The following is a 24,327-nucleotide window of genomic DNA, read 5'->3' as shown; positions in this document are numbered from 1 at the left end:
AAGCTGAAGTGTTCAGAACACTTGGTCTTCTGCCATCAGTATGTTACCCTTCAGGCGGAACTGCAAATCACACCACATCAGCCAGTCGAGTCCAGGCCGGAGGAGGTACAGATGCTTATGGAAGACGTCCAGGTGGCCATCGTCGGCGCAGGCCTGGTTGGCCTGGCGACAGCGCGCGCCATCGTGCGGCGCTACCCCAACCACCGCGTGGTGGTGCTGGACAAGGAAGCTGAGGTGGCCACCCACCAGTCCGGGCACAACAGCGGTGTGATTCATGCCGGGCTGTACTACCAGCCCGGATCGCTGCGGGCCCGTCTGTGCCTGAAGGGTCGCCTGATGCTCGAACAGTACTGCGAACAACACGGCGTGCATTATGAACGCTGTGGCAAAGTGGTCGTCGCCACGGACGAAAGTGAGCGGGAGCGCCTCCTGAACCTCGCCCATCGTGCCCTGCAGAACGGCATCCACGTCCGGCCGCTTGGCCCGGGCGAACTGCGCGAGTACGAGCCTCACGCGTCGGGCGTTGCGGCGCTGCACTCGCCGGAAACCGGGATTGCCGATTACAAGGGGCTGGCCCGCAGTTTGCGCGACGAACTCGTGAAGAGCGGCGCCCGGATCGTCACGGGTGCGCGCCTGACCGGCCTTTCAAGGCGTGCGGACGAGCAGGTGCTGCATACCACCGCGGGCGACGTGCGCGCGCGCTGGGTCATCACCTGCGCGGGTCTGTACGCCGACGAGGTCGCGCGTACCTGCGGGGTGGATCCGCAGGTACGCATCGTTCCCTTCCGGGGCGAGTATTACGATCTGAAACCCGAGCGGCAGTCACTGGTCAGGAACCTGATCTACCCGGTTCCCGATCCGCGTTTTCCCTTCCTGGGGGTTCACCTGACCCGCATGGTAGGAGGCGGCGTCGAGGCCGGGCCAAATGCCGTACTCGCTTTCGCGCGCGAAGGGTACAAACGCCACAACGTCAACGTGGGCGAGCTCGCGAACACCCTGCGTTACCCCGGCTTCTGGCGGCTGGCCGCCCGGTATCCCACCGTCGGCGCCTACGAGATGTACCGTTCGCTCGTCAAGAACGAATTCACCCGCAGCCTGCAGCGCCTGGTGCCCGAAATCACCTCGGCCGATCTCGTCCCGGGTGGTTCGGGTGTCCGTGCCCAGGCACTCGATCCGAACGGTCGCATTCTCGACGACTTTGCCATTCACGAATCTGCCAAGGCGCTGCATGTCCTGAATGCTCCCTCGCCCGCCGCCACGGCGTGTCTCGCCATCGGTGAGCACCTCTCACAGCTCGCTGCCCATAACTTTTCCTGGCAGTCTCCTGCTGCCCCCGTCGGTCTGTCGTCCTGAAGCCCCCCGCTCCCTGGAGGTTTACCATGCGTATTGCTCACGTCACCGCCGCGCTCGTCCTGCTGTCCGCCACCACCTTTGCCGCTGCCCAGAAGCCCCGCGTCGTTATTGCCACGGGCGGCATCGGCGGCGTGTACTACTACTACGGCACCGTGCTCGCCGAACTCTTCAGCAAGCATGCCGGCGTCGAAGCCACTGCGATCCAGACGGCCGCCTCGATCGACAACATCCTGCTGATCACCGAGCGGACCAATCCTCGCAACAACACTTACTACTGCGGCCTGGTGCTGCCGGAATCCGCCCACCTCGCCTATACCGGCGAGCACGAACGCTTCAAGGCCAAGCCGGCCACCAGCCTGCGCACCCTGTTCGCCACCTACCCCAACTACCTGCACATCGTGACCACCAAAGGCACCGGCAACGTCTTGCAAAACCTCGAAGGCAAGCGCATCTCGCTGGGCGCGCCGGGCTCGGGCACCGAAATCGAAGCGCAGCTGGTACTGCAAGCCGCCAAGATGGACCCGAAGAAGTTCTCGAAAGTCGAGCGCCTCGGCGCCAACGAGTCGGCCCAGGCGCTGGCCGACGGCACCATCGACGCGTTCTTCTGGTCGGGCGGACTTCCCACCGGCTCGATTGCCGAACTCTCCCACACCCTGGCGCGCAAGGGCAAGCAGATCGATTTCGTCGCCATTCCCAAGGGCAGCTCCGTAGCGACGGCCTTCGACAAGGCGTTCCCGAGCCTCGCGAGCGTGCAGACCCTGGACAAGAAGGTTTACAACTCGGCGCGCACGGTCAGCACCCTGGCCTTCTGGAACGCGTTTGCCTGCTCGGCAGACATGCCCAAGGAAGTCGCCGAGGCCCTGACCAAGACGACCTTCGAGAACTTGCCCACGCTCACCGCGGCCGTGAAATCTGCCTCGGATACCACGCTCGCCAACGCCATGAAACTCGGCAAGAGCAAGGTGCCTTACCACGAAGGTGCGCTGAACTACCTGCGGAGCAAGTAAGGTGCCGGGCGCACGGCGCGCCGGCGTCATCGTGTTGACGCTGGCGCTCGTGCTGCTTGCCAGCCAGTTGCGGGTGATCGGCGTGCAGGGCCGCATGGTACTGGGCTGGGCATGGCAGGACGGGCAGGTCGCGTTCACGAACTCCGTGACCGGCCGACCCGTCCGCATTCAGTTCAGCCTCCGCCGTCCTTTCAGTGAATTCCGCATGATCACCGACCCGGACACGGAAGGCTATTACACCGGTGGTGAGTACCGCATCAACGATCAACTCAAGCATGAATACACCCGCCAGCTTGACTACTGTTCGGAAGTGGGCATGCAACTGAACATCGGAGCGAAAGAATGGACCATCTCACAGAAGTGCATGACGATACGCGCCCTGTGGCCCCTTGGCTGAGGCACCTCACGTACGCCGTCCTGCTGATTGCCGCGCTGTACCATCTGTATCTCGTCGCGCACCCCTTCATGCCGTGGTCGGCCTCGGGCATCGCGGTGCTGGAGCTCACGCAGGTGCAGCGGGCCACGCACGTGTTCTTTATCGTCCTGGCCGGGTACCTGCTCAGTGCGCAGGCACACGGGCGCAAGTTCACGTCGGGAGCGGGGGTCTTCGCGGTGCTGATGATCCCGTTCCTGTACGAGTTCCTGCGCCTCGATTTGCCCTTGCCCGCCAAGATCCTGGGCTCTCTCGCGTGGCTGGCGATAACCCTTCCGGCCGTCGTACCGAAACTGCAGCGCTACCTTGACCTGCTGGTGGCCGTGTTCGCCATCGCTCCGTACGTCTACCTCATCACCCAGTACGAAACCCTGATCTACCGTGCGGTACTCCCCGAGCCCTGGGACCTCGCGATGGGCTTTGGCCTCACGGCGGCAGTGCTTGGTCTGGCCTTTCGGATGCTGGGCCCGGTGCTGCCGAGCCTTGTGCTGGTCTTCACGCTCTACAACGTGCACGGCTCGTCGCTGCCCGGCGCCTTCAGCACTGCCGGGATGCCGCTCGACATGCTGGTCGGCAAACTCTACAGCGAAACCGAGGCAGGGCTGTTCGGCATCATCACCGGCGTCTCGCTCAAGTATCTGGTGTACTTCACCATTCTCGGAAGCGTGATCACCGCGCTGGGCTTCGGACCGATCATCGCGCGCCTGGCGCTGCGCGCGGTGGGCCGCTCTCCTATGGCTCCCGGCCGAGCCGTGGGCCTGATGAGCGTCTTCATGGGTTTTTTCAGCGGCTCGGGCGCCGCCGATACCCAGTTCGTCGCGACGGTCACCAAACCCATGATGGAAAAATCAGGCTACGATCGCCTCACGGCCGCCGGGCTGACCGCCACGGCAGGCTCGATCGCGCTGATCACGCCGCCCGTGCTGGGCTCCATTGCCTTCGTGATGGTCGAGGTGCTCAATATCGATTACCTCAGCATCACCATCATGGCGCTCGGTCCGTGCATCCTGTATCTGGCCGGCGTGTGGTTCTACAACGAGTTCCACGTGCGTCGTCAGGGCATGAAGGGTGACGTGATGGGCCACCAGGGCAAGGTCGCGCGTTACACGTACGTGTTCCTGCCGCTCGTGCTGATCATGGGGATGCTGTACCTAGGCTACAACGTCAGCCTCTCGGTGACCATCGCGACCCTGGCGTTCATTGCGCTCGCGTTTCTCGACCCGACCCTGCGCCCACCCTTGCGGCGGGTGTTCGACGGACTCGCAAGCGGCTTCGCGCACCTCGTGCCCATCGGCGCGGCGGTTGTCTGCGCCAACATCATCATGACCCTGATGGTCCTCACGGGCCTGCCGTCCAAGGTCTCGCAGTTCCTGACGCTGGTGTCCAACGAGAACCTGCTGATTGCCACGCTGCTCGCCGCGGGCTTCAGCCTGATTCTCGGCATGGGTGTGCCGCCCATCGCAACCTACGTGCTTACCTCTGCCCTGCTCGCGCCCGCGCTGGTCGCGCTCGCGGTCAACAACGGCATTCCCGAGGTTGCGGCGCTGCTCTCCACCCACATGTTCCTGTTTTATTACGCGGTGCTGGCCGACGTGACTCCACCGGTGGCCCTGTCTGCCTTCGCGGCGTCGAGTGTGTACGGCACCGATCCCATCAAAACAGGGGTCGCCACGGCGCGCGTTGCGCTGCCGAAGTACTTCCTGGGGATGTTCTTCATTCTGGCTTATCCGGCCACGGCCATCCTGATCGTGCCGGTCGTCGCGCACCAGGGCCTCGCCGCAGCCCTGCCATTGATCATCTACCGCTTCGCGGCGTCGATTCTCGGGGTGCTGTTCATGTCTGCCGCCACGGCCGGGTACGCAAGGCGCGAGCTGCAACGCTGGGAGAGCTGGCTGCTCGGCATTGCCGGGGTCGCGCTGCTCAGCCCCTACTGGACCCTCAACGCCCTGGCGTTCGTGGTTGGTGCCTACTTCTTCCTGTTCGGTCGGGGCCGCCAGACAGCCCCGGCCGCGTGATTCAGCCTGACTGCAAGTTCAAGGAGAACGTGTTCATGACATTTCACCTCTCACCTCGCGCAACCACTCCTGAACGCCGGGGGGCGCGTTGACGCTTCCGCTGCAGGGCGTGCGGGTCGTGGATTTCACGCGGGTCCTGACCGGCCCGTACGCCACCATGCTGCTTGGCGACCTCGGCGCGGACGTCATCAAGATCGAGCCGCCGCAGGGAGACGATACGCGGGCCTGGGGACCTCCCTTCAAGGGAACGGAAGCGACTTATTACCTGAGCGTCAACCGCAACAAGCGCTCGATCGTACTGGACCTCAAGAACCCGGACGATGTACGGACCGCGCTTGACCTCATCGCCACGGCGGACGTGCTGGTGGAAAATTACCGACCCGGCACCATGGACCGGCTGGGGCTGGGGTGGGAGGAGCTGCACGAACGGCACCCAAGCCTCGTGTACGCCGCCATCAGTGGCTTCGGGCAGAGCGGACCGTACCGCGACCTTGCCGGGTACGACATCATCGCGCAGGGCATGAGCGGCCTGATGAGCTACACCGGGGACGCGCACGGTGAACCCATGAAGCTCGGGGTGGCCGTCGCCGATGTCTTTGCGGGCGCCCTGATGACGCAGGGCATTCTGGCGGCGCTGTTCGAACGTGAGCGCAGCGGTACGGGACGGCGGGTGGACGTGAATTTGCTGGAAGGCATGATGAGCCTCGGCACATACCAGCTCTCGCGCTACCTGAATGCCGGAGAGGTCGCCGAGCGGCTCGGCAACGAGCACCGCTCGATCGTGCCGTACGGGTTGTTTCGCTGCCAGGACGGCTTTATCAATCTGGCCGTCGGTAATGACGGCCTGTGGCGCCGCTTCTGCAGTGGTCTCGACATGCACGACCTGCTGGCCGACGAGCGCTACCTCACCAACGCCGGGCGAGTCGCGCACCGTGACGAGCTCGTTCCCGAACTCACCGCACGGTTCGGGCGATTCAGTCGTGTAGAGGTTATGAAGCGCCTGCAGCAGGCCGGTGTGCCGTGCGGTCCGGTGTATGACGTGCGGGAAACTTTCGAGGATCCGCATGTCCAGGCCCGCGAACTCACGGTGCCCGTATCACATCCCACCCTGGGTGAAGTCACGCTGACGTCGCCCCCGTGGGAATTCGACGGGCAGCACCTTCCTATCCGGCGGGCTCCGCCCACCCTCGGGCAGCACGACGCAGAAATACGCTCGGAACTCACCCAACAACACATCAACGAGGAAACGCATGCTTGATTACCTGAAGGTCAGCGACCTGCTTACCCCCGACGAACGACTGATGCGCGAGAGCGTGCGCAGCTTCATCGACGCCGAACTGATGCCGCACATCGAAGAGTGGTTTGATTCGGGCGACGTCCCCACCCGTGACATCATGCTGAAACTGGGCGAGATGGGCCTGCTGGGACCCAACTTGCCCGAGGAGTACGGCTGTGCGGGCGTGAGCGGCACCGCCTACGGCGCGATGATGTACGAACTTGAACGCTGCGACAGCGGTCTGCGCTCCACCGCGAGCGTACAGGGCAGCCTGGTGATGTACCCAATCTACGCTTACGGCAGCGAGGAGCAGCGCCGCACCTACCTGCCCGAACTCGCCTCGGGGCGCATGATCGGCTGCTTTGGCCTGACCGAGAGCGACGGCGGCTCCGATCCCGGCGCGATGCGCACCCGCGCCCGCAGGGACGGCGACCATTACGTCCTGAACGGCAGCAAGATGTGGATCACCAACAGCCCGGTCGCCGATATCGCGCTTGTCTGGGCCAAGGACGACGCGGGCGACATTCGCGGTTTTATCGTGCCAACCGACACGCCCGGCTTCAGCGCGCCCAAGATCAAGCGCAAGATGAGTTTGCGCGCCAGCGTCACCGGGGAAATCGTGCTGGAAGACTGCCGGGTGCCCGCTTCGAGCATGCTGCCCAACGTCAAGGGCCTCAAAGGGCCGCTCGGCTGCCTGACCCAGGCCCGCTACGGCATCGCCTGGGGCGCGCTGGGCGCGCTGGAAGCCGTGTACAACGCCACCCTGACCTACACCAGCGACCGCACGACCTTCGGCAAGCCCATCGCGTCGCGCCAGCTGGTGCAGGACAAGCTGGTCTGGATGCTGAGCGAGCACAGCAAGGGTCTGCTGCTCGCGTGGCGCCTAGGAACCCTCAAGGACTCCGGGCAGCTGAACTACGCGCAGGTCAGCCTGGCCAAACGGAACAACGTCCGCGTGGCCCTGCAGGGCGCGCGCCTCGCGCGCGAACTGCACGGCGGCAACGGCATCACCACCGAGTACCCGGTGATCCGCCACATGCTGAACCTGGAGACGGTCGACACCTACGAAGGCACCCACGACATCCATACCCTGATCGTGGGACGGGACATCACCGGCCAGAACGCGCTCGGCTGAAATGGTACCGTGGCAAGGCGCGATCGGGCGCCTTGCCGCGTCATGATCTGCCAAAAGGAATGAACACCATGACTGACAACAAGCACCTGCAGGGCGTTTACACCATCATGCCCACGCCCTTCACTCCCGGGGGCGAAGTGGACCTCGACAGCGTCTCGAACCTTGTGGACTTTCAGATCGAGGCGGGCATTCACGGCCTGGCAATTCTGGGATTCATGGGTGAGGCGCACAAGCTGAGCGGACGCGAACGCCGCGCCGTCATTGCCCGCGTCACCGAGCGCGTTGCGGGTCGGGTGCCCGTGTGGGTCGGCATTCGCGCCATCGGCACGCCCGCCACGATCGAGCAGGGCATCGAAGCGCAGGAACTTGGAGCTAGCGCCGTGTTCGCCGCGCCCATCGACGTACAGGCCGACGCGGCCATCTTCCGGCATTACCAGCAGTTGCAGGCAGCACTTGAGATTCCGGTGCTGATTCATGATTTCCCGGAGAACTTCGGCATTACCGTCAGCCCGGAAGTCGTCGCGCGCCTGGGCAAGGAAGGCGGCGTTCACTACATCAAGATGGAAGAGCCGCCCGTGAACGTGAAAACCACCCGGATTCTGGAACTGAGCGACGGGCAGGTGCACGTGTTCGGAGGCCTGGGCGGCACCTTTTTTCTGGAAGAACTTGAACGGGGAGCGGTGGGCACCATGACGGGCTTTGCTTTCCCGGAAGTGCTGCTCAGGATCTACGAGCTGTTTCGCGGCGGGGACCACCAGGGTGCCGCGCGCGTGTTCGACCATTACATGCCGCTGATTCGTTACGAGTTTCAGCCCAAGCTCGGCCTGGCGCTGCGCAAGCACACCTACTTCCGGCGCGGCATCATCGCGTCCGATCACGTGCGCGCGCCGGGCGCGAACATCGACCCGGTGACGGTGGCGGAACTCGAGCGCATCGTGCGGCGCGTCGGCTTTCAGTTCGACGTGACGGGACCGCAGGCGGTGCGGGCATGACGGGCTCGGGCACTTCGCATGACTTTGTGGGAAGACACGCGCTGGTCATCGGGGGCAGCGCGGGCCTGGGCCTTGCGAGCGCCAAAAAGCTCGCGGCAGGCGGAGCGCGGCTGACGGTGGTGAGCCGCAGCGTCACGCCGGAAGGACTGAGCGCCGAGGGCCTGCCTCGCGAGCGAACACTGGCCCTACAGGCCGACACCGTCAAGGTGGACGCCGGGCAGCTCGTGCAACAGGCGCGCAGTGCTTTCGGCCCGATCGACACCTTGATTCTCAGTGGCGGTGGCCCCAAACCTGGTACCTTCGTCTCGCTGAACGACGAGGACTGGACGGCCGCCTATGAGCTGTTGCTGCTGGCGCCCGTACGGATCATCCGCGCCGCGTTGCCCGACATGCAGGACGCGAACTTCGGCCGGATCGTCGCTGTCCTGTCGAGTGGGGTGAAGCAGCCGCTGCCGAACCTGATCCTTTCCAACGCCCTGCGTGCCGGAGCGCTGGGCATGTTGCAAAGTCTGGCGCGCGAAGTGGCACCGCAAGGCGTCACCGTAAACGGCGTGGTTCCCGGTCGCATCGACACCGACCGTGTACGTGACCTGGACGCGCGGGCTGCCGTGCGCGAAAACCGCACGCCCGAGGAAGTGCGTGAACGCTCACAGGCCACCATTCCGCTCGGGCGCTACGGACGCAGCGACGAATTCGCCTCGGCAGTCGCGTACCTCGCGTCGAGGGACGCCAGTTACGTGACCGGCAGCCTGCTGGAAGTCGACGGTGGGCTCATCAACACCCTGACATGAGCGGGCACCAGCTGACAGGGGCGGTTGCGGATTCCCGCCCGGAGGTGCTGGTGATGACGCCGCGCATTCCCTTTCTGCTGGGGCGGCTGGAGCAGGCGTACCGGGTTCACCGCTTCTGGGAGGCGGCCGACCCCGCCAGCTTCCTGAGCAATGTGGGCCAGGGCGTGCGGGTGGTGGTCACCAACGGGGTCGTGGGCTGCCCTTCGGACGTGATGCGCGCGCTGCCGGACCTCGGTCTGGTGGCGGTGGGCGGTGTCGGACTCGACGCGGTGGATCTGACTCAGGCCCGCGAACGGGGAATTCAGGTCACGACCACGCCGGATGTACTGACGGACGATGTCGCCGATCAGGCGCTCGCACTGCTGCTGGCCGTGTCCCGTCAGCTGCTGCGAGGCGACCGCTACGTGCGCGAAGGAGGGTGGGAGCGCGCAGAAGAGCTGCCACTCACGTCGCGCGTCAGCGGTAAGCGTGCCGGGATCGTCGGGTTGGGACGCATCGGCAAAGCGATCGCGAAGCGTCTGGTGGCCATGAACATGAGGGTGGCCTACACCGGGCGCCACCAGCAGAACGACCAACCCTACCGCTTCATACCGGACGTACTGGAACTGGCCCACCACGCCGACGTGCTGATCGTGAGCAGCGCGGGCGGCAATGGTACCCGCCATCTGGTCGGTGCCCAGGTGCTGCAGGCTCTGGGTCCCAGTGGAATTCTGATCAACGTCGCGCGCGGAAGCGTCGTCGACGAGTCGGCTCTGGTCGGCGCCCTGCAAGGGGGCCGCCTGGGCGGTGCGGGGCTGGACGTATTCGCCGATGAGCCTCACGTTCCCGTGGCACTGCGGGCGCTAGACAACGTGGTATTGGCGCCGCACGCGGGGACCCGGACGGTCGAGGCACGCCGGGAGATGGCGGAACTGGTGCTGGCTAACATTGAAGCGTTCCTGGCCGGTAAGGTGCTGGTCAGCCCGATCTCACCCTGAAGGACTGGGGCGCCGTGCGTGTTCCACGGGCAGCGGAAAGGCGCAGTCAGACTTTTCTAAAGGTCAGACTGCGCCCTCCATCCTCTCGAATCTTGACACTCAGGCCTTGCGTCTTTTGGTGCGCTTCGTCTGCCTGATGATTTTTGCTTCACATTTGCGTCAAGTGAAGTTGCTAACCTGCTCGGAATGAAGCTCGCGGCTTTACTTTCCCTCATGCTCCTCACGACAGCCGCCGCGCAGGGTTCGGGGCCCGGCGAACGCCGCATCGCCCACCCGCTGGGTGACGCCTACCTGCTGCAACCCGAGCGCTGCAATCCCAGCTGTCCGCTGCTGATCGTGTCACACTCACGTGGAATGAGCGCGAGCGAGAGCATGACCCGGCCCCACCTGCAGCGCATGTTCGAACGCTTTACCAGGGCGGGTTTTGCGGTTCTGGTCAGCAATGACGCGGGCGCGCGGTCGTGGGGACAGCCGGCGAGCCTGATGTACCTCTCACAGATTCGTGAGCGCGCCATTCGGAAGTTTCTCTTCAACGGCAACACTTACACCTTCGGTTACTCGATGGGCGGATTGCCGGCGACGCTCAGCGCGTTCAGAAGGGTCTTTCCGGTGATGGGCGTCGTGCTGCTCGACGCGCGTGTCAACCTGCTCGACGCCTGGCAGGGCAGCGACCCCGGCCGGCGGCACGAGATTGCCGAAGCCTACGGTGTCCCGGTGTCGGGCGCCCTGCCTTTCGGCGCGGATCCGTACCATGATTATCATGCGCCGGAATACCACGCCCTGCCGGTGTTCGTGGCCGGCAGTCCGGACGACCGCACCGTGGTCTTTGCCCAGAATGGCGAAGCGCTCTTCTTGCGCAGCAGTACGCCCGACAGTCAGTTGCTGCGTCTGAAAGGACCACACCTCGGTGGATCACATTTCGATGACGAGGTGACGAGCTCGATGGTCACTTTTCTGGAGCGTCTGGAGCAAAACGGGGCAAGAACCCAGCCACCGTTCGAGGCTGTACGTGCAGCTCCCAACGTTCGCCGCTGACGCTTCGCCAAATTCATGACCGCCTTCGGGCGGTTTTTTGTTGCAGCAATCTTATCCTTGCAGCGCCCGCAAGAAATTTGACATCATCTGACTCAAGTTAGTACACTTGTATCAGTGAAGGTCGAACGTCCCGAAGTCGAGTGACACCACACCAGAACGGACGTTTTCAGGAGCGATACCATGAACCCGGACCGTTTTACTGAAGCTGCACTCCAGGCGTTTACGGATGCCCAGGCCAGCGCACAGGGACGCGGGCACCAGCAACTGATGCCCGCCCACCTGCTGCTCGCTTCGCTGACCGTAAATTCTCCTGCCGCGCGTGCACTTGCCCTGGCAGGCGGTGAACTGGGCGCTGCCCGCTCGGCGCTCGAAGCGGAGCTTGCCAAACTTCCGCGCGTGCAGGGCTCCGACAACATGTATGTTGACGCCAGCGTTATGCGCGCCGTGAATGCTGCCGAGGAACTCGCCAGGCAGTTCGGCGACAGTTTCGTAGGGCTCGACACGCTGTTTCTGGCGATCCGGCAGGTCTACAAAGGCCCCGGTCTGCCAGATGAACGGGCCTTCAGACAGGCAATCGAGCAACAACGAGGAGGCAAGAAAGTGGACAGCAAGACCGCTGAACAATCTTTTGACGCCCTGCAGAAATTCGGGCTGGACCTGACCGAGCGCGCCCGCGAAGGCAAACTCGACCCGGTCATCGGTCGTGACGAGGAAATCCGCCGGACCATGCAGATTCTGCTGCGGCGCACCAAGAACAACCCGGTCCTGATCGGCGAGCCGGGCGTCGGCAAAACCGCCATCGCCGAAGGTCTGGCAGCCCGCATCGTCAAAGGGGATGTTCCTGAAGGCCTCAGGAACAAGCGCATCGTCACGCTGCAGATGGGCAGCCTGCTTGCCGGCGCAAAATATCGCGGTGAATTCGAGGAACGTCTCAAGGGCGTCATTCAGGAAGTCGTCGACAGCGCCGGCGAGGTGATTCTGTTCATCGACGAGATTCATACCATCGTCGGTGCCGGCAAGGCAGAAGGCGCCGTCGACGCCGGGAACATGCTCAAGCCCGCCCTGGCGCGCGGTGAGCTGCACCTGATCGGCGCAACCACCCTCGACGAGTACCGCGAAATTGAAAAGGACGCCGCACTGGAGCGCCGTTTTCAGCCCGTAATGGTCGAGGAGCCCTCCGTCGAGGACACCATCTCGATTCTGCGCGGCATCAAAGAGCGCTACCAGTTGCACCACAACGTCGAGATCACCGATCCCGCCTTGGTCGCCGCCGCGACGCTCAGCCAGCGTTATATCGCCGACCGTCAGCTTCCCGACAAGGCCATCGACCTGATCGACGAGGCCGCCGCGCGCCTGCGCATGGCGCTGGAATCGAGCCCCGAACAGATTGACGCGCTGGAGCGGCGCAAACTACAGCTGGAAATCGAACGGCAGGCCCTGTCCAAGGAAAAAGACGAAGATAGCCAGCAACGCCTGATCGACATCGAGGACAGCCTGCGGGCCGTGACCGACGAGCTGGGCAGTTTGCGCGGCAAGTGGGAAGCCGAACGTCATGAGTTGCACGATTTGCGAACCAAGCGCGAACAGCTTGACTCAGTGCGGACCCAGATCGAGCAGGCCGAACGCGACTACGACCTCAGCAAGGCTGCCGAACTGCGCTACGGGCAACTGCCACAGCTCGAGCGCGAAGTGCAGGACTTGGAAGCTCGGCTCAAGAACGCCGAATTCGCCCATCAGGAAGTCACCGATGAGGACATCGCCGCCATCGTGGCGCGCTGGACCGGCATTCCGGTCAGCCGCCTGATGGAAGGCGAGCGCGAGAAACTGCTGCGCCTGGAGCAGGAACTGCATCGCCGGGTCATCGGTCAGCACCGCGCCATCGTGTCGGTGGCGGACGCCATTCGCCGCTCACGCGCCGGCCTGAGCGATCCACGCCGCCCCATCGGGTCGTTCATGTTCCTGGGGCCCACCGGCGTCGGCAAGACCGAGTTGGCCAAGGCGCTCGCCGCGTTTCTGTTCGATACCGAGGACGCCATGGTGCGTCTTGACATGAGCGAGTACATGGAGAAACACACCGTCGCACGCCTGATCGGGGCACCTCCCGGATACGTCGGGTACGAGGAGGGCGGTCAGCTGACCGAAGCCGTGCGGCGCCGACCCTACAGCGTCATTCTGCTGGATGAGATCGAAAAGGCGCACCCTGACGTCTTCAACGTGCTGCTGCAGGTACTCGATGATGGACGCCTCACCGACGGCCAGGGTCGCACGGTGGATTTCCGCAACAGCCTGGTCATCATGACGAGCAACATCGGCTCACCTCTCATCCTAGAAGCGCAGGCGCGTGGTGACGACGCCGAGACAATTCGGAGCGCCGTGATGGGCGCCCTGTCACAGGCGTTCCGGCCCGAGTTTCTCAACCGGGTGGACGACATCATCGTCTTCGACGCCCTGACCAGCGCTGACCTGCACCAGATCGTCGACATCCAGCTGCGTGGGCTGCGTGAGCGCCTCGCCGAGCGCCGCGTGACGCTCCACCTGACGGACGCTGCGGTCAATCACCTGGCCGCCGTCGGTTACGATCCCAACTTTGGTGCCCGGCCCCTCAAGCGCGCCATCGGCCGCGAGATCGAAACGCCACTCGCGCGTGAGATCCTGAGCGGCAAGCTGCCCGACGGCAGCGCCCTCACGCTCGATTATCAGGGCGGTCACCTCGTGTTCGAGAGCGCGCTCGTCAACTGAGCTTTGTCACACTCCAGGCTTCTCATGCGGTGGCCGCCTAACGGGGCGGCCACCGCGTGTTGTTCTGAGCGCCCCGTCATAGCGTAAGCGTTGACGCCCAGTGATCTGCCAGAGGCCGGGCAGACTGCCGGTCGAACACACACCAGCGAACACATGACCCGCGAAGACGCTCCATCGCCAAAGTTGCCGGGTGCATCCATGTCAACTTGCCCTGGTCAATGCGGTACAGTGATCGGGTGATTTCTGCTGAGGCCCTGGCCGAAGCGATCAATGACGGCTTCGTCAACGTGGACGGCGAATGGCGCGTGACGTACCTGAGTCGTCGTGCGCGCCTGATGCTGCGACAACTGGAAAACGCTGCACCGCTGCAGTTGCAAGACCTGATTCCGAACGAGCCGACCAGCCCCGCCTGGCGGGAGTTGTGCCGTGCCATGCAGCAACGTGTCCAGGTCGAGTTTGATGTGTTCTACCCGGCCTTTTTTACCTGGCACGAGGTACGCGCCGTTCCCAGCGGTGATGGCCTCAGTCTGATCCTGCGCGATATTACCGACCGGCAATGGCTGCTACGCAAGGAAGCAGAGCGTGCGTACCTGCGCGATCTCTTCACGGCCGTTCCCGTGGCCCTGTCCATCACACGTGGACCTGAGCATCGATTCGAATTTGTCAATGAGTTCGCGCGAAGCCTGATTGGCGGAAGGGACGTTGAAGGCTTCGCGCTGCGCGAGGCCTTTCCGGATCTGCACGGCCAAGGTTTCTTTGAGATTTTCGATCACGTGTACAACACCGGAGAAGCCGTGCACTTCAGCGAAAGGCCGGCGTTGCTGACCGACCCGACCACGGGAGAAACACGTCAGCTGTACGTCAATGCCTCCTACCAGGCGCTGCGCGGTTTCGATGCGCAGGTGTCGGGCATTCTGAGCATGTCAGTGGACGTCACCGCCTATGTCGAGGCGCGCCAACGCAGCGATGAGTTGGCGCAGGAGCGCACGGCGGTGCTCGATCACCTGCAGGAGGGAGTCATCGTCGCTGACAGCGCCGGACGGATCATTTTCATCAACGAGGTCGCTGCCCGTCTGCACGGCCTCTCGCAGCTCGATGTGACTCCAGCGGAATACACACAGACGTACAATCGGCTGACGATTGATGGCGAGCCACACCCCATTGATCGGTTGCCGATGGTGCGTGCGGTGCAATACGACGAGGTTGTTCGGGGCGCACGCTGGCGCGTGAGACGGCCCGACGGCGACGTTGTGCTCCTCGAGGGCGACGCCAACCCGGTGTACGGCCCCGAGGGAACCAAGACCGGCGCCGTACTGACCATGCGGGAAGTGCGGCGCTGACGAGACCACGGCCAAGGCAGGCAGTTAACACCACGGACAACGAAGACAGCCTCAGCATTTGCTGAGGCTGTCGCACGATCAGCAGGTTACTGCTGGCTTTCGCGCCGCGCTTCTTGCAGGGACTCCTTGAGTTCCTGCAAGGCATTTTTCTCTTCACTGCCGGGCGCCTGTTCAAGGTGTTCGCTGCCCTGAGCGTCACCGCCTTGTTGCTGCACGCTCTCCCGTACGTTGGCAACGGTACCTTGCAGGCTGCCCAGCACAGGAGCCGCCGTATCCTGCAGGCGTTTGACGCTTTCGGATGTGGCTTGGGCGACCCGGTCCGTCACGCCGGACAAACCGATTTCATCCAGCTTCTGGCGGGCAACGTCGCGGTTGGCCGGTTTGCTGAGATAGTAAGCCAGCGCGCCAACGGCGGCCAGAATCCACAGCAGGCTTCCACCAGAACGGCGCCCGCTTCGAACTTCGATGTGTTTTACCCGACTTGATCTGGACATGCCTGACCTCCTCTGGGCGGCCAGCACGCCCAATGCCGCCGATCGAATGGCAAAAAGCGCGAGCAGGCCGCTGTTTGCCTACTTTAGGTCGCATGGGTCAGAAAGTCGTGAACAGGTCCTCACAAAACGTTGGGGGTCGGGTACCATGAGGACGGCAGCGGTCCGGAGGCCACCTCAGGCAGGAGTCGGCAACCCCAGGCGGCGGGCCAGATCCTCGGCCAGCACGTACTCGTCAGGACCGACGCGCAACAGCACACAGCCACGCGCTGCGTAAAAGGCTTTAATGCGCTCCCAGGCCTCGTCCTCGTCAGGGGCCTGAAGCTCGAGATCGTCGAGCGTACCCCAGACATCGCCGTCGATGCCCTCGCTGCGCAGCGCCTCGACATGTGCCGAGAACGTATACTCGTCCACCACTTCGTCAGAAACAGCGGTCATCCCAGCAGGCAGGATCGCGAGGCGCTCGTCACGTTCATAGAGTCCACCCAGAAACTGTGCGAATTCATCCGGGGTCAGGTCAATGGCGTTCATAGGCGCAGTCTACCGGGGCGAACGCATCGTTTTGCCTGCCCGGCGCGTATGAAAGGCATGACGGCTCACTCAAAGGACATTCGGCAGCCCCGGTCTACACTGATGAAAGCATGAATACAGCACGCACGACCCTGCTCACGCTCTTTCTTGCCCTGATCGGGTTCGCCATGACGCAGTCGGGTGGCGGTTTCGGAGGAGGCGCTCCGTCGTCCCCACCGTCAGGAGGAGGTGGCGACTTCGGTGGTGGATATGGTGGAGGGCTTGGCGGTGGGTATGGTGGCTTCGGATACGTGCCTTTCGGATACGGCGGAGCCGGCGGTGGCAGCCTGCTTGGCGTTCTGATTGTCTTTGGCGTAATGTTTTTCATCCTGCAGTACATGAGGCGTTCGCTCTCGGTCGGCAGCTCCCCAGCCGGAGGCACGCACGGCTCCCAGGGTCTCAAGGTGCAGCTGCTGCTGAGTGAAGGTGATGAAGTGAAGCGTGCCTTGCAGGACGTGGCCCGCCGTGGAGACCCCGACACCAACGAAGGCCTGGCGCGCATGCTCACTGAAGCGGCTCTGGTCGCGTTGCGCCACCCTGAGCGCTGGACTTACGGACATGTCGAGCGGACCAGCGGTGCCGGACCACGCGTGGACGCCCAGGTGGGCAGCTGGGCCACCGAAGCCCGCGCAGCGTTTACTGTGCAGACCACCAGTCACTATCAGAACCAGAGTTCCAGCAGTGCCTTCGAGCAACGCAGTGACTACCGCTATCAGCGCGGCGGCCTCTATCTCGCACTGACCATTGCTGTGGCCGCGTGGGAGCTGGCACCCACAGCTGACACCGGCAATAATGCCGGCGCGGTACGGGCGGCACTGCTGGCCCTTGCAGGTATACAGGCTCATCAGCTGATCCGTGCCGAAGTGGTCTGGAGCCCGGACGCCGAGGGGGAGTTTCTCAGCGAGGACGAGGCGATCATGAAGTACCCCAACCTCACCAAAATCTAGGGTTGCCCGGTTTGCACCGACAGCAAACTTGTTGCACGAGCGGAGCGCTGTCAGGCCTGTTCGAGAATCTCCGAGACTTGCGCTTCCGGAACGTCAGAGTGATCGTGACGCGACAGGTAATACGCCTCGTAGATGACCTTGACGATGATCAGGAGGGGAACAGTCAGAAAAGCGCCGATCAGCCCAAAGGCGGTACCGAGCAGCACGATACCGCTGATGATCGACACCGGGTGCAGTTGGATGGTACGGCTGAACAGGTACGGGGAAAAGAGCCCCTGGATGACCTGCACCCCGATCAGCCACAGGGCCACCCACAGGGCTTTCTGAGGATCGCCCGCGAAGGTGATCAGTACAGGCACCCCGTTGGCGATGAGCGGTCCCAGGTTGGGAATCAACTCACCCAGCGCTGACAGGAAAGCGAAGGCCAGCGCGTTCGGAACGCCCAGCAGCGTCAGACCGGTCCAGACGAGCACGCCCCCAGTCAGCATGATGAACAGCATGCTCGATCCCCACACCCGCAGCTGTGCCACGATTTCTTCGGTGATGTGTGCAACCCGTGCCCGCTGCCTGTCCGGAACAGCGCCCAGCAATCCCCGCAACAACGGTTCGGGGCGGCCCAGGGTATACAGCAACAACAGCAGCACCACGAAGGAATACCCGACCAGCGCGATGACATTGGCCGAGATCTGCATGAGTGCGCTGGTAAACGGTTTGGGAGCGCCCTGCAGACTTTTGCCTAATTCTTGCGGACTTTCGCTGTTCAGAAGACGCCCCACCCAGGTATTGTTGGACGCCAGGCCGCTCAGTTCCTGCGACAGGCGCCCACCTTGCGACAGGGTTTTCCAGGTCTCCTGCAGCTCGCTCACCAATGTCGGTACCAGCAGCACCACAAAGGCACCCAGCGCGACCAACGCCCCGATGACCGTAAGAAAGACCGCTACTGCGGAAGGCAGTCGCAGCCGCTCATGGAGAAAGCGAACGATGGGAAACAGGGCCGCTGACAGCACCATGCTGAGCACGATCAGCATGATTCCTACCTGAACGACCGCCAGAAAACGCCACAGGATCAACAGGCCCAACAGCAGCAAGGCTGTTGGTAGCAAATTAACGATCACTACTCGTGAGTTCATGAGATCGTTTCAATTGTTGCACCTCTGTTTCTCACACGCGGCTGTGTGAAGAAAGACTTATGAAGCGCCGCAATGTTCGTTCGGTGCTCTGCCTCACCCGGTGGTGCCCGCGCACAAAAACCCCCTGAGGGCACACTTCCTGGCGATCAGCTTCATCCGGACCCGTTTTTGCCTGCCTGTTGCCGCTTCAAAAGGACGGACCCTCCAGGAGCGGCCCCAGACTCTATTTGTCATGTTAAAAACCTAATCTTATTTATCTTTCACCTTCACGTGCCTTTTATAAGGACAAACAAATGTTCTATTGCACTTTATAAGAGTTATTGCAAAGGAAAATGATCAGACGAAAAATACTACTTAAATGTTGCGCTCAAGACAAATCAGGCAAAAAAAGCCACATTAACTGGAGCGAGTCAGGCGACACTGCACGCCTGAAGTTGGCGTTGTTCAAAATTTCGGTCTATATGTTTCATTGCAGTGATTGACGCAACTATTCTTGGAGGAAAACTATTATGACTTCACTTGGCATCCGTTCTGCCCGTGCAATGCTCACGGTTACCCTCGTGGTTGGTCTGGTGGCCTGTGGTGGCGCCAATTCCGGGCAGGGTGTCAGCCCTTCGCCCAATGCTCCCGGGTCAAGGCAACCGCCCATCAATAACAGCCCCAACACCCCGCCCCCGCCCAGCACCAAAACGCCTGACCCGACACCGCCGACCACCTCACCGCCGCCACCCGTCACGCCACCACCTCCCGGTGGGAACACCCAGCAGCCTCAGGTGACCAGTGTGACCTTCACCTCGGAGGAAAGTCGCGAGGTGTACAGGGCGAATGCCACGAACGTCGCCCGCGACGTTGCGGTGACGGCAAACGTGTACCTCCCCACAGCGGGAGTCGGCGTCGCCGAAAATTCGCTGAAGGGCAACGTCAGGCTGTACGAAGCTGCCGCGACCACGAGCCTCGTCGCCGGATCGGCCAGCACCGACGGTGCGGGAGGCAACATCACCTTCACCCCGACCGAAGTGCTGAAAAGCAACACCAAGTACACTTTTGAAGTGACCACCGGCGTCAAGGACGAAAGTGGTAAAGCATTTGCGGCTTTCAAGGCGTCATTTACGACCGGCACGCGCGAACCTCAGGGTCCGCTGGTAACCTTCGCGGAGCGCACCGTGTACAGCGGCTCGCCCATCGCCAGTGTGCGCGTCGGAAACGACGGTCGTCTGTACGCAGTCACCCTGGACGGCAAGATCCTGCGCTGGGCCATTGACAGCGACGGTGGCCTGAGCGCCCTGCAGACCCTGGCCATTCCCGAGCTGGCGGGCCGCGCCTTGATCGGCCTGGCGCACGATCCGCGCGATCCCAACGTGCTGTGGATTTCCAACAACGCGCCCATTCCTTACGCGCCGGGCCAGGTGCCACCTGACTTCTCCGGCAAGGTTTCCAAAGTGACCATCACGGACGCGGCGGCCTTCACGGGCACCGTGCAGGATTACGTCGTGGGTCTGCCCCGCTCGATCAAGGATCACCTGACCAACAGCCTGGTCTTCGGTCCTGACGGCGCGCTGTACGTCTCGCAGGGCAGCAACTCCTCGACGGGCGCGCCCGACGGCACCTGGGTACGCAGCGAACACCGCCTCACCGCGACAGTACTTCGCATCGACCCCACCTATGATGTCAGCGGCGGCCCGATTGACGTGCAGACCGAGAAATACGAGGGTAGCGCGAGCCTCGGCAACTACGATCCGAACGGCGAACGCGCCCCGGTGACCATTTTCGCCGACGGCGTTCGCAACGCCTATGACCTGGTCTGGCACACCGACGGCGCCCTGTATGTCCCCACCAACGGTGGCGCGGCCGGGGGGAACACGCCTGCCGGGGACGGCGCCCCTGCACTGAACAACGTGTCCAATCAGGATGATTACCTGTTCCGGGTGACCGGGTCGGGTGGTTACTATGGCCATCCGGTGGCGCTGCGTGGTCATTACGTGCTCAACGGTGGAAACCCGACGGCTGGCCGTGATCCCTTCGAGGTGGTGCCCGACGGTCAGGGGCGCGCGGGCTACCCGGAAGGCACCCGACCGGACGCGAATTACCGTCCTCCGGTGCATACCTTCGGTGCCAACCGTTCGCCCAACGGGGCCATCGAGTACAAGAGCAACAGCTTCGGCGGAGCGCTCAAGAACCGCCTGCTGGTCGTCGAGTACTCCAACGGCAAGGATGTCGTGGCCCTCAAACTGGAGGGTGGCAAGGTGACCGACGTGGGCCGGATCGGCACCACGGTGAACGGCAGGATCAAACGCTTCCAGAACCCGCTCGACCTGGCTGAAGACGGACGCAACGGTAACCTGTACGTCGTCGAGCTGGGATCTTCAGGAGGTCGCATTCAGCTGCTCACGCCGTCGCCCTGAGCGCAGCGGGACGCACAAGGCAACAAGACGAGGGGCTGTCGATGACAGCCCCTCGTCTTGTTGCCTTGTGCCGCCGTGATCTGCGCGGTTCTTGCAGCGCGACCACCGACGCTTGCTGACGAATCGCGCTTTATGGAACGTATCAGGCCTCAAACTGGCCCCACGAAACGGCGTCCTCACAGGACTCATGGTTTTCTGAAACAAAGCTCAAAAACAAATTGATCTTCGCACAAACGTAAATGAAGCCCTGTTGAACACCACTTGTCGCAGAAAAAGTCACACTGAAGCCAGAAACCCACGCAAGATCAGACGGGCCAGACACAACACTTCTACACCGTCCGACTCCATGATTCATGCCAACAGGTTCAGGTTGATCGGTTTACCCATTCTCTCGAATACGACCAATTTTCGTCTTTTGGAGTCATACATGCACACGCACGCCCCATTGAAACGGACATTATTGGGAATTTCGCTGGCGCTGACCCTGATGGGCTGTGGCGGCGGTCCACAGCAGGATTCCACCCAGAATCCTCCCCCAGGCAACTCCGGGCCGCCCCTCGTGATTGGCGGTCGGCCTCTTGTCACTGACATCGTAACCTCCAACGGGAAACTGACAAATGTTCCACGCAACACCGTCATCACGGCCAACATTTCCCTTCCTACGCCCGGCGTGGGCGTGGACGCCAACACGCTGACGGGTAACGTGAGGCTCTACCGCGCCGACAATCAGCAACTCGTGCCGGGCGTGGCCAACACCGATGGGGCGGGCGGAACCATCACTTTCACGCCCCAGCCGGCAGGCGACGGTCTGCTGGACGCGGAAACCGACTATGTTTTCGAAATCAGGGAAGGACTCAAAGACGAGAACGGGGCCGCCTTCGTGACGTTCACCGCCCGATTCCGGACCGGCACCGAACCGCAGGCAGTCGCTCCGCCGGTGTCCTTTACGGCACAGCAGGTCTATCCGCCCCGCAGCTACTCCAATGCCGACGCGCCAATTGCCAGCCTGAGCATGAGCCCTTACGGCACCCAACTGTACGGAGTAACCCTCGGCGGACAGGTAATGCGCTGGAAGGTCGACGCTGTCACCGGAACCCTCAGCGAGCGGCAGGTGCTCAACCTCGGAGACCTTCGCCCTGATCTGGCCGGTCGGGCCATTATCGGTCTGGCCTTTGAACCACCCAAAGAAAATCAGCCCCAAGTGCTGTGGATTTCCCATAACGACCCGGTGTACTCTCCCGACGGCTCGCTGCCACGTGACTTCTCGGGCGCCGTCTCTCGCCTGCTCATCCGCTCCGGCAGCGAGTTCGGGCCGGAGAACGTAACTTTCGAGGACTACGTCGTCGGACTGCCCCGCTCCATCAAGGACCATCTGACCAATAGCCTGGCATTCGGTCCCGACAAGAAACTCTACGTCAGCCAGAGCAGCAACACCTCGACTGGTGCGCCCGACACCACCTGGAATCCGGGAGGCATTCACCCTGAGCGCCTGCTGAACGCCGCCGTACTGCAGATTGACACGACGCGTGATGTGAGCGGCGGACCCATCGACGTACAGACCGAGCCGTACGACCAGAACCTGGCCAGTCCCGGCAATTACAATCCCTACGCGGCAGGCAGTCCGGTCAAGATCTTCGCCGACGGTGTGCGCAATGCCTACGACCTGGTGTGGCATTCCAACGGATCGCTGTACCTGCCCACCAACGGCGGAGCCTCGGGCGGTTCCACCCCTGGCAAAGCAGGCGTCCCGGCGCTCAGCAGCGCCCCGACCCAGAAAGACTTTCTGTTTCGCACGACGCTAGACGCGCAAGACCGCAACCTGTATTTCGGGCACCCGGTCGAGAAGCGCGGACACTTCGTCCTCAACGGCGGCAATCCCACAGCTGTCGAGGACCCTGCCGAGGTCGTCGACGACGCACATGGCCGCAAAGGCTACCCGGTCGGCACGCTGCCCGACCCCAACTACCGCCTTCCGGCCTACGAATTTGGCTACAACCGCTCACCCAACGGGGTTGTCGAGTACAAAAGCGATGTCTTCAACGGTCGACTGAAGGGCAAACTGCTGGTGGTGGAGTACTCGGGCGGGCAGGACATTGTGGTGCTGACAGTCGATGAACGGACCAAGAACATCCGCAAGGCCGAGCAGATCGGGATCGAACTGGAACACGAAGGCGACAGCAGGCTTACGAGGCCGCTTGATCTGGTCGAAGATCCCCGCAACGGCAACCTCTACGTGGCCGAACTGGTCGTGCAGCCCGGCCAGAACCAGGCACCCAAAGCGCGCATCCGTCTGCTCAGGCCCCTGAAATAAACACGCTGGTGATGCCCACGAGCAAGGGACGCGTGAATGCGTCCCTTGCTCCTTCAACGACCTGAAATTCAGTCGGCGGCGGCAAACTGCGCCGCTTCGGTGCTGCCCTTCATGGCCACCGTGCTGCTCCTGCCGCCTGAAACGGCCAGGCTGACCGCATCAAAATAGCCGGTGCCCACCTCGCGCTGGTGCTTGACGGCCGTGAAACCGCGTTCCTGAGCAGCGAACTCACGCTCCTGCAGCTCCACGAAGGCGCTCATCTGGCGCCGATGGTAGCCGTGCGCCAATTCGAACATCGACAGGTTGAGCGAATGAAAACCGGCCAGCGTGATGAACTGGAACTTGTACCCCATGGCGCCCAGTTCACGCTGGAATCGGGCAATGGTCTCGTCGTCGAGATTCTTTTTCCAGTTGAAACTCGGCGAGCAGTTGTAGGCCAGCAGCTTTCCGGGAAACTCGGCGTGAATGGCCTCGGCAAAACGTCGGGCTTCTTCCAGGGTCGGAGTGCTGGTTTCGCACCAGATCAGATCGGCATAGGGGGCGTAGGCCAGCCCGCGCGCGATGGCCTGGTCGATGCCGGGCCGGACGCGGAAAAAACCCTCCGGTGTGCGTTCACCCTGCACGATGAACTGGTGGTCGCGCTCGTCCACGTCGCTGGTCAGCAGGTCTGCTGCGTCGGCGTCGGTGCGGGCCACCAGCAGGGTCGGTACCCCCAGTACGTCCGCCGCGAGGCGTGCCGCGTTGAGGGTGCGGATGAAGTGCTGGGTGGGCACCAGCACCTTGCCGCCCAGGTGACCGCATTTCTTCTCGCTCGCCAACTGGTCCTCGAAGTGCACACCGGCCGCGCCGGCCTCGATCATCGACTTCATCAGCTCGAAGGCATTGAGCGGTCCACCAAAGCCGGCTTCGGCGTCGGCGACGATCGGCGCGAAGTAGTCGACGCTGGTGTCCCCTTCCAGGTGCGCAATCTGGTCGGCGCGCTGCAGGGTGCGGTTGATGCGGCGCACGACGTCGGGCACGCTGCTGGCCGGGTACAGGCTCTGGTCGGGGTACATCTGGCCGGCATTGTTGGCGTCAGCGGCGACCTGCCATCCTGACAGGTAGACGGCCTTGAGACCCGCCTTGACCTGCTGCATCGCCTGATTGCCCGTTAGGGCCCCGAGTGCGTTCACGAAAGGCTCATCGTGCAACAGTTTCCAGAGCTTCTCGGCGCCCACTTTGGCGAGGGTGTGTTCAATCAGCAGGCTGCCGCGCAGCTTCACGACGTCGGCACCGGTGTAGTCCCGTTGAATGCCTTGCCAGCGGGGATCGCCCTGCCAGGTTTTCTCGAGAATCTGGTCGTAGGTCATGGGGTTCGTCATGGTGTGCTCCTTTACAAAGAAG

19 protein-coding genes are annotated in these 24,327 nt (G+C 62.9%); 15 read left to right on the top strand and 4 right to left on the bottom strand.

The features are described 5' to 3' along the window. The first annotated feature begins 117 nt into the window (after nucleotides 1-117). From lhgO to DEIPE_RS15745, 12 genes are all read left to right on the top strand, one after another. Nucleotides 118-1,353 carry an L-2-hydroxyglutarate oxidase gene (lhgO, locus tag DEIPE_RS15800; protein ID WP_052326727.1) on the top strand — a complete coding sequence of 412 codons (1,236 nt, stop codon included), beginning with the start codon at nucleotides 118-120 and terminating at the stop codon, nucleotides 1,351-1,353. Between the two features lie 26 nt (nucleotides 1,354-1,379). Continuing rightward, nucleotides 1,380-2,360, top strand: a complete 981-nt coding sequence (locus tag DEIPE_RS15795; RefSeq protein WP_015236973.1) for a TAXI family TRAP transporter solute-binding subunit — start codon at nucleotides 1,380-1,382, stop codon at nucleotides 2,358-2,360. 1 nt (nucleotide 2,361) lies between these two features. Continuing rightward, the gene (locus tag DEIPE_RS15790; protein ID WP_015236972.1) at nucleotides 2,362-2,757 is read left to right on the top strand and encodes a hypothetical protein; all 396 of its coding nucleotides are present in this window, start codon (nucleotides 2,362-2,364) and stop codon (nucleotides 2,755-2,757) included. Continuing rightward, on the top strand, nucleotides 2,703-4,808 hold the full coding sequence (locus DEIPE_RS15785) for a TRAP transporter permease (RefSeq protein ID WP_015236971.1): 2,106 nt from the start codon (nucleotides 2,703-2,705) through the stop codon (nucleotides 4,806-4,808). The genes DEIPE_RS15790 and DEIPE_RS15785 overlap by 55 nt, the downstream gene beginning before the upstream one ends. A gap of 88 nt (nucleotides 4,809-4,896) precedes the next feature. Then, entirely contained in the window at nucleotides 4,897-6,066 is a 1,170-nt protein-coding gene (locus DEIPE_RS15780; protein WP_015236970.1) for a CaiB/BaiF CoA transferase family protein, read from the top strand. Then, on the top strand, nucleotides 6,059-7,219 hold the full coding sequence (locus DEIPE_RS15775) for an acyl-CoA dehydrogenase family protein (protein ID WP_015236969.1): 1,161 nt from the start codon (nucleotides 6,059-6,061) through the stop codon (nucleotides 7,217-7,219). Before DEIPE_RS15780 ends, DEIPE_RS15775 begins: the two co-directional genes overlap by 8 nt. 68 nt (nucleotides 7,220-7,287) lie before the next feature. Continuing rightward, the gene (locus tag DEIPE_RS15770) at nucleotides 7,288-8,211 is read left to right on the top strand and encodes a dihydrodipicolinate synthase family protein (protein WP_015236968.1); all 924 of its coding nucleotides are present in this window, start codon (nucleotides 7,288-7,290) and stop codon (nucleotides 8,209-8,211) included. Further along, nucleotides 8,208-9,002 carry an SDR family oxidoreductase gene (locus tag DEIPE_RS15765; RefSeq protein ID WP_015236967.1) on the top strand — a complete coding sequence of 265 codons (795 nt, stop codon included), beginning with the start codon at nucleotides 8,208-8,210 and terminating at the stop codon, nucleotides 9,000-9,002. Before DEIPE_RS15770 ends, DEIPE_RS15765 begins: the two co-directional genes overlap by 4 nt. After that, nucleotides 8,999-9,979, top strand: a complete 981-nt coding sequence (locus DEIPE_RS15760) for a 2-hydroxyacid dehydrogenase (protein WP_052326726.1) — start codon at nucleotides 8,999-9,001, stop codon at nucleotides 9,977-9,979. The genes DEIPE_RS15765 and DEIPE_RS15760 overlap by 4 nt, the downstream gene beginning before the upstream one ends. 213 nt (nucleotides 9,980-10,192) lie before the next feature. Continuing rightward, nucleotides 10,193-11,014 carry an alpha/beta hydrolase family protein gene (locus tag DEIPE_RS15755; RefSeq protein WP_245557546.1) on the top strand — a complete coding sequence of 274 codons (822 nt, stop codon included), beginning with the start codon at nucleotides 10,193-10,195 and terminating at the stop codon, nucleotides 11,012-11,014. Between the two features lie 180 nt (nucleotides 11,015-11,194). Then, a complete protein-coding gene (gene clpB / locus DEIPE_RS15750; protein ID WP_015236964.1) occupies nucleotides 11,195-13,753 on the top strand; it encodes an ATP-dependent chaperone ClpB in 2,559 nt (852 codons plus the stop codon). A 236-nt stretch (nucleotides 13,754-13,989) separates the two neighbouring features. Continuing rightward, nucleotides 13,990-15,093: a PAS domain-containing protein gene (locus DEIPE_RS15745; RefSeq protein ID WP_157448901.1), complete on the top strand. Its 1,104-nt coding sequence runs from the start codon at nucleotides 13,990-13,992 to the stop codon at nucleotides 15,091-15,093. An 86-nt stretch (nucleotides 15,094-15,179) separates the two neighbouring features. Here the strand turns inward: DEIPE_RS15745 and DEIPE_RS15740 are convergent, their stop codons facing one another. Together DEIPE_RS15740 and DEIPE_RS15735 are read right to left on the bottom strand one after the other, a co-directional pair. Beyond that, nucleotides 15,180-15,587, bottom strand: a complete 408-nt coding sequence (locus DEIPE_RS15740) for a hypothetical protein (RefSeq protein ID WP_015236962.1) — start codon at nucleotides 15,585-15,587, stop codon at nucleotides 15,180-15,182. A 174-nt stretch (nucleotides 15,588-15,761) separates the two neighbouring features. Further along, entirely contained in the window at nucleotides 15,762-16,115 is a 354-nt protein-coding gene (locus DEIPE_RS15735; protein ID WP_015236961.1) for a hypothetical protein, read from the bottom strand. A 110-nt stretch (nucleotides 16,116-16,225) separates the two neighbouring features. On the opposite strand from DEIPE_RS15735, the gene DEIPE_RS15730 reads away from it, so the two are divergent. Next, a complete protein-coding gene (locus DEIPE_RS15730; protein WP_015236960.1) occupies nucleotides 16,226-17,101 on the top strand; it encodes a DUF1517 domain-containing protein in 876 nt (291 codons plus the stop codon). 50 nt (nucleotides 17,102-17,151) lie between these two features. Here the strand turns inward: DEIPE_RS15730 and DEIPE_RS15725 are convergent, their stop codons facing one another. Then, nucleotides 17,152-18,231 (bottom strand): AI-2E family transporter, encoded by a 1,080-nt coding sequence (locus DEIPE_RS15725; RefSeq protein WP_015236959.1) that lies wholly within the window; start codon nucleotides 18,229-18,231, stop codon nucleotides 17,152-17,154. 509 nt (nucleotides 18,232-18,740) lie between these two features. On the opposite strand from DEIPE_RS15725, the gene DEIPE_RS15720 reads away from it, so the two are divergent. Together DEIPE_RS15720 and DEIPE_RS15715 are read left to right on the top strand one after the other, a co-directional pair. After that, nucleotides 18,741-20,633 (top strand): PQQ-dependent sugar dehydrogenase, encoded by a 1,893-nt coding sequence (locus DEIPE_RS15720; protein WP_015236958.1) that lies wholly within the window; start codon nucleotides 18,741-18,743, stop codon nucleotides 20,631-20,633. A gap of 427 nt (nucleotides 20,634-21,060) precedes the next feature. Further along, nucleotides 21,061-22,944 (top strand): PQQ-dependent sugar dehydrogenase, encoded by a 1,884-nt coding sequence (locus DEIPE_RS15715; protein WP_157448900.1) that lies wholly within the window; start codon nucleotides 21,061-21,063, stop codon nucleotides 22,942-22,944. A gap of 68 nt (nucleotides 22,945-23,012) precedes the next feature. Here the strand turns inward: DEIPE_RS15715 and aceA are convergent, their stop codons facing one another. Next, nucleotides 23,013-24,305, bottom strand: coding sequence for an isocitrate lyase (gene aceA, locus DEIPE_RS15710; protein WP_015236956.1), 1,293 nt, complete (start codon nucleotides 24,303-24,305; stop codon nucleotides 23,013-23,015). Between the last annotated feature and the right edge of the window lie 22 nt (nucleotides 24,306-24,327).

The organism is Deinococcus peraridilitoris DSM 19664 (assembly GCF_000317835.1).
GTDB lineage: Bacteria > Deinococcota > Deinococci > Deinococcales > Deinococcaceae > Deinococcus_A > Deinococcus_A peraridilitoris.
This window is presented reverse-complemented; position numbering and strand designations above follow the sequence as displayed.

Excerpts from the sequence above, each read along its gene's own strand:
- DEIPE_RS15775 (WP_015236969.1), top strand. The coding sequence starts at position 6,059 with ATGCTTGATTACCTGAAGGTCAGCGACCTGCTTACCCCCGACGAACGA.
- DEIPE_RS15735 (WP_015236961.1), bottom strand. The coding sequence starts at position 16,115 with ATGAACGCCATTGACCTGACCCCGGATGAATTCGCACAGTTTCTGGGT.
- clpB (WP_015236964.1), top strand. The coding sequence starts at position 11,195 with ATGAACCCGGACCGTTTTACTGAAGCTGCACTCCAGGCGTTTACGGAT.
- DEIPE_RS15725 (WP_015236959.1), bottom strand. The coding sequence starts at position 18,231 with ATGAACTCACGAGTAGTGATCGTTAATTTGCTACCAACAGCCTTGCTG.
- DEIPE_RS15740 (WP_015236962.1), bottom strand. The coding sequence starts at position 15,587 with ATGTCCAGATCAAGTCGGGTAAAACACATCGAAGTTCGAAGCGGGCGC.
- DEIPE_RS15760 (WP_052326726.1), top strand. The coding sequence starts at position 8,999 with ATGAGCGGGCACCAGCTGACAGGGGCGGTTGCGGATTCCCGCCCGGAG.
- DEIPE_RS15730 (WP_015236960.1), top strand. The coding sequence starts at position 16,226 with ATGAATACAGCACGCACGACCCTGCTCACGCTCTTTCTTGCCCTGATC.
- DEIPE_RS15770 (WP_015236968.1), top strand. The coding sequence starts at position 7,288 with ATGACTGACAACAAGCACCTGCAGGGCGTTTACACCATCATGCCCACG.
- aceA (WP_015236956.1), bottom strand. The coding sequence starts at position 24,305 with ATGACGAACCCCATGACCTACGACCAGATTCTCGAGAAAACCTGGCAG.
- DEIPE_RS15785 (WP_015236971.1), top strand. The coding sequence starts at position 2,703 with ATGGACCATCTCACAGAAGTGCATGACGATACGCGCCCTGTGGCCCCT.
- DEIPE_RS15715 (WP_157448900.1), top strand. The coding sequence starts at position 21,061 with ATGCACACGCACGCCCCATTGAAACGGACATTATTGGGAATTTCGCTG.
- lhgO (WP_052326727.1), top strand. The coding sequence starts at position 118 with ATGGAAGACGTCCAGGTGGCCATCGTCGGCGCAGGCCTGGTTGGCCTG.
- DEIPE_RS15765 (WP_015236967.1), top strand. The coding sequence starts at position 8,208 with ATGACGGGCTCGGGCACTTCGCATGACTTTGTGGGAAGACACGCGCTG.
- DEIPE_RS15720 (WP_015236958.1), top strand. The coding sequence starts at position 18,741 with ATGACTTCACTTGGCATCCGTTCTGCCCGTGCAATGCTCACGGTTACC.
- DEIPE_RS15795 (WP_015236973.1), top strand. The coding sequence starts at position 1,380 with ATGCGTATTGCTCACGTCACCGCCGCGCTCGTCCTGCTGTCCGCCACC.
- DEIPE_RS15755 (WP_245557546.1), top strand. The coding sequence starts at position 10,193 with ATGCTCCTCACGACAGCCGCCGCGCAGGGTTCGGGGCCCGGCGAACGC.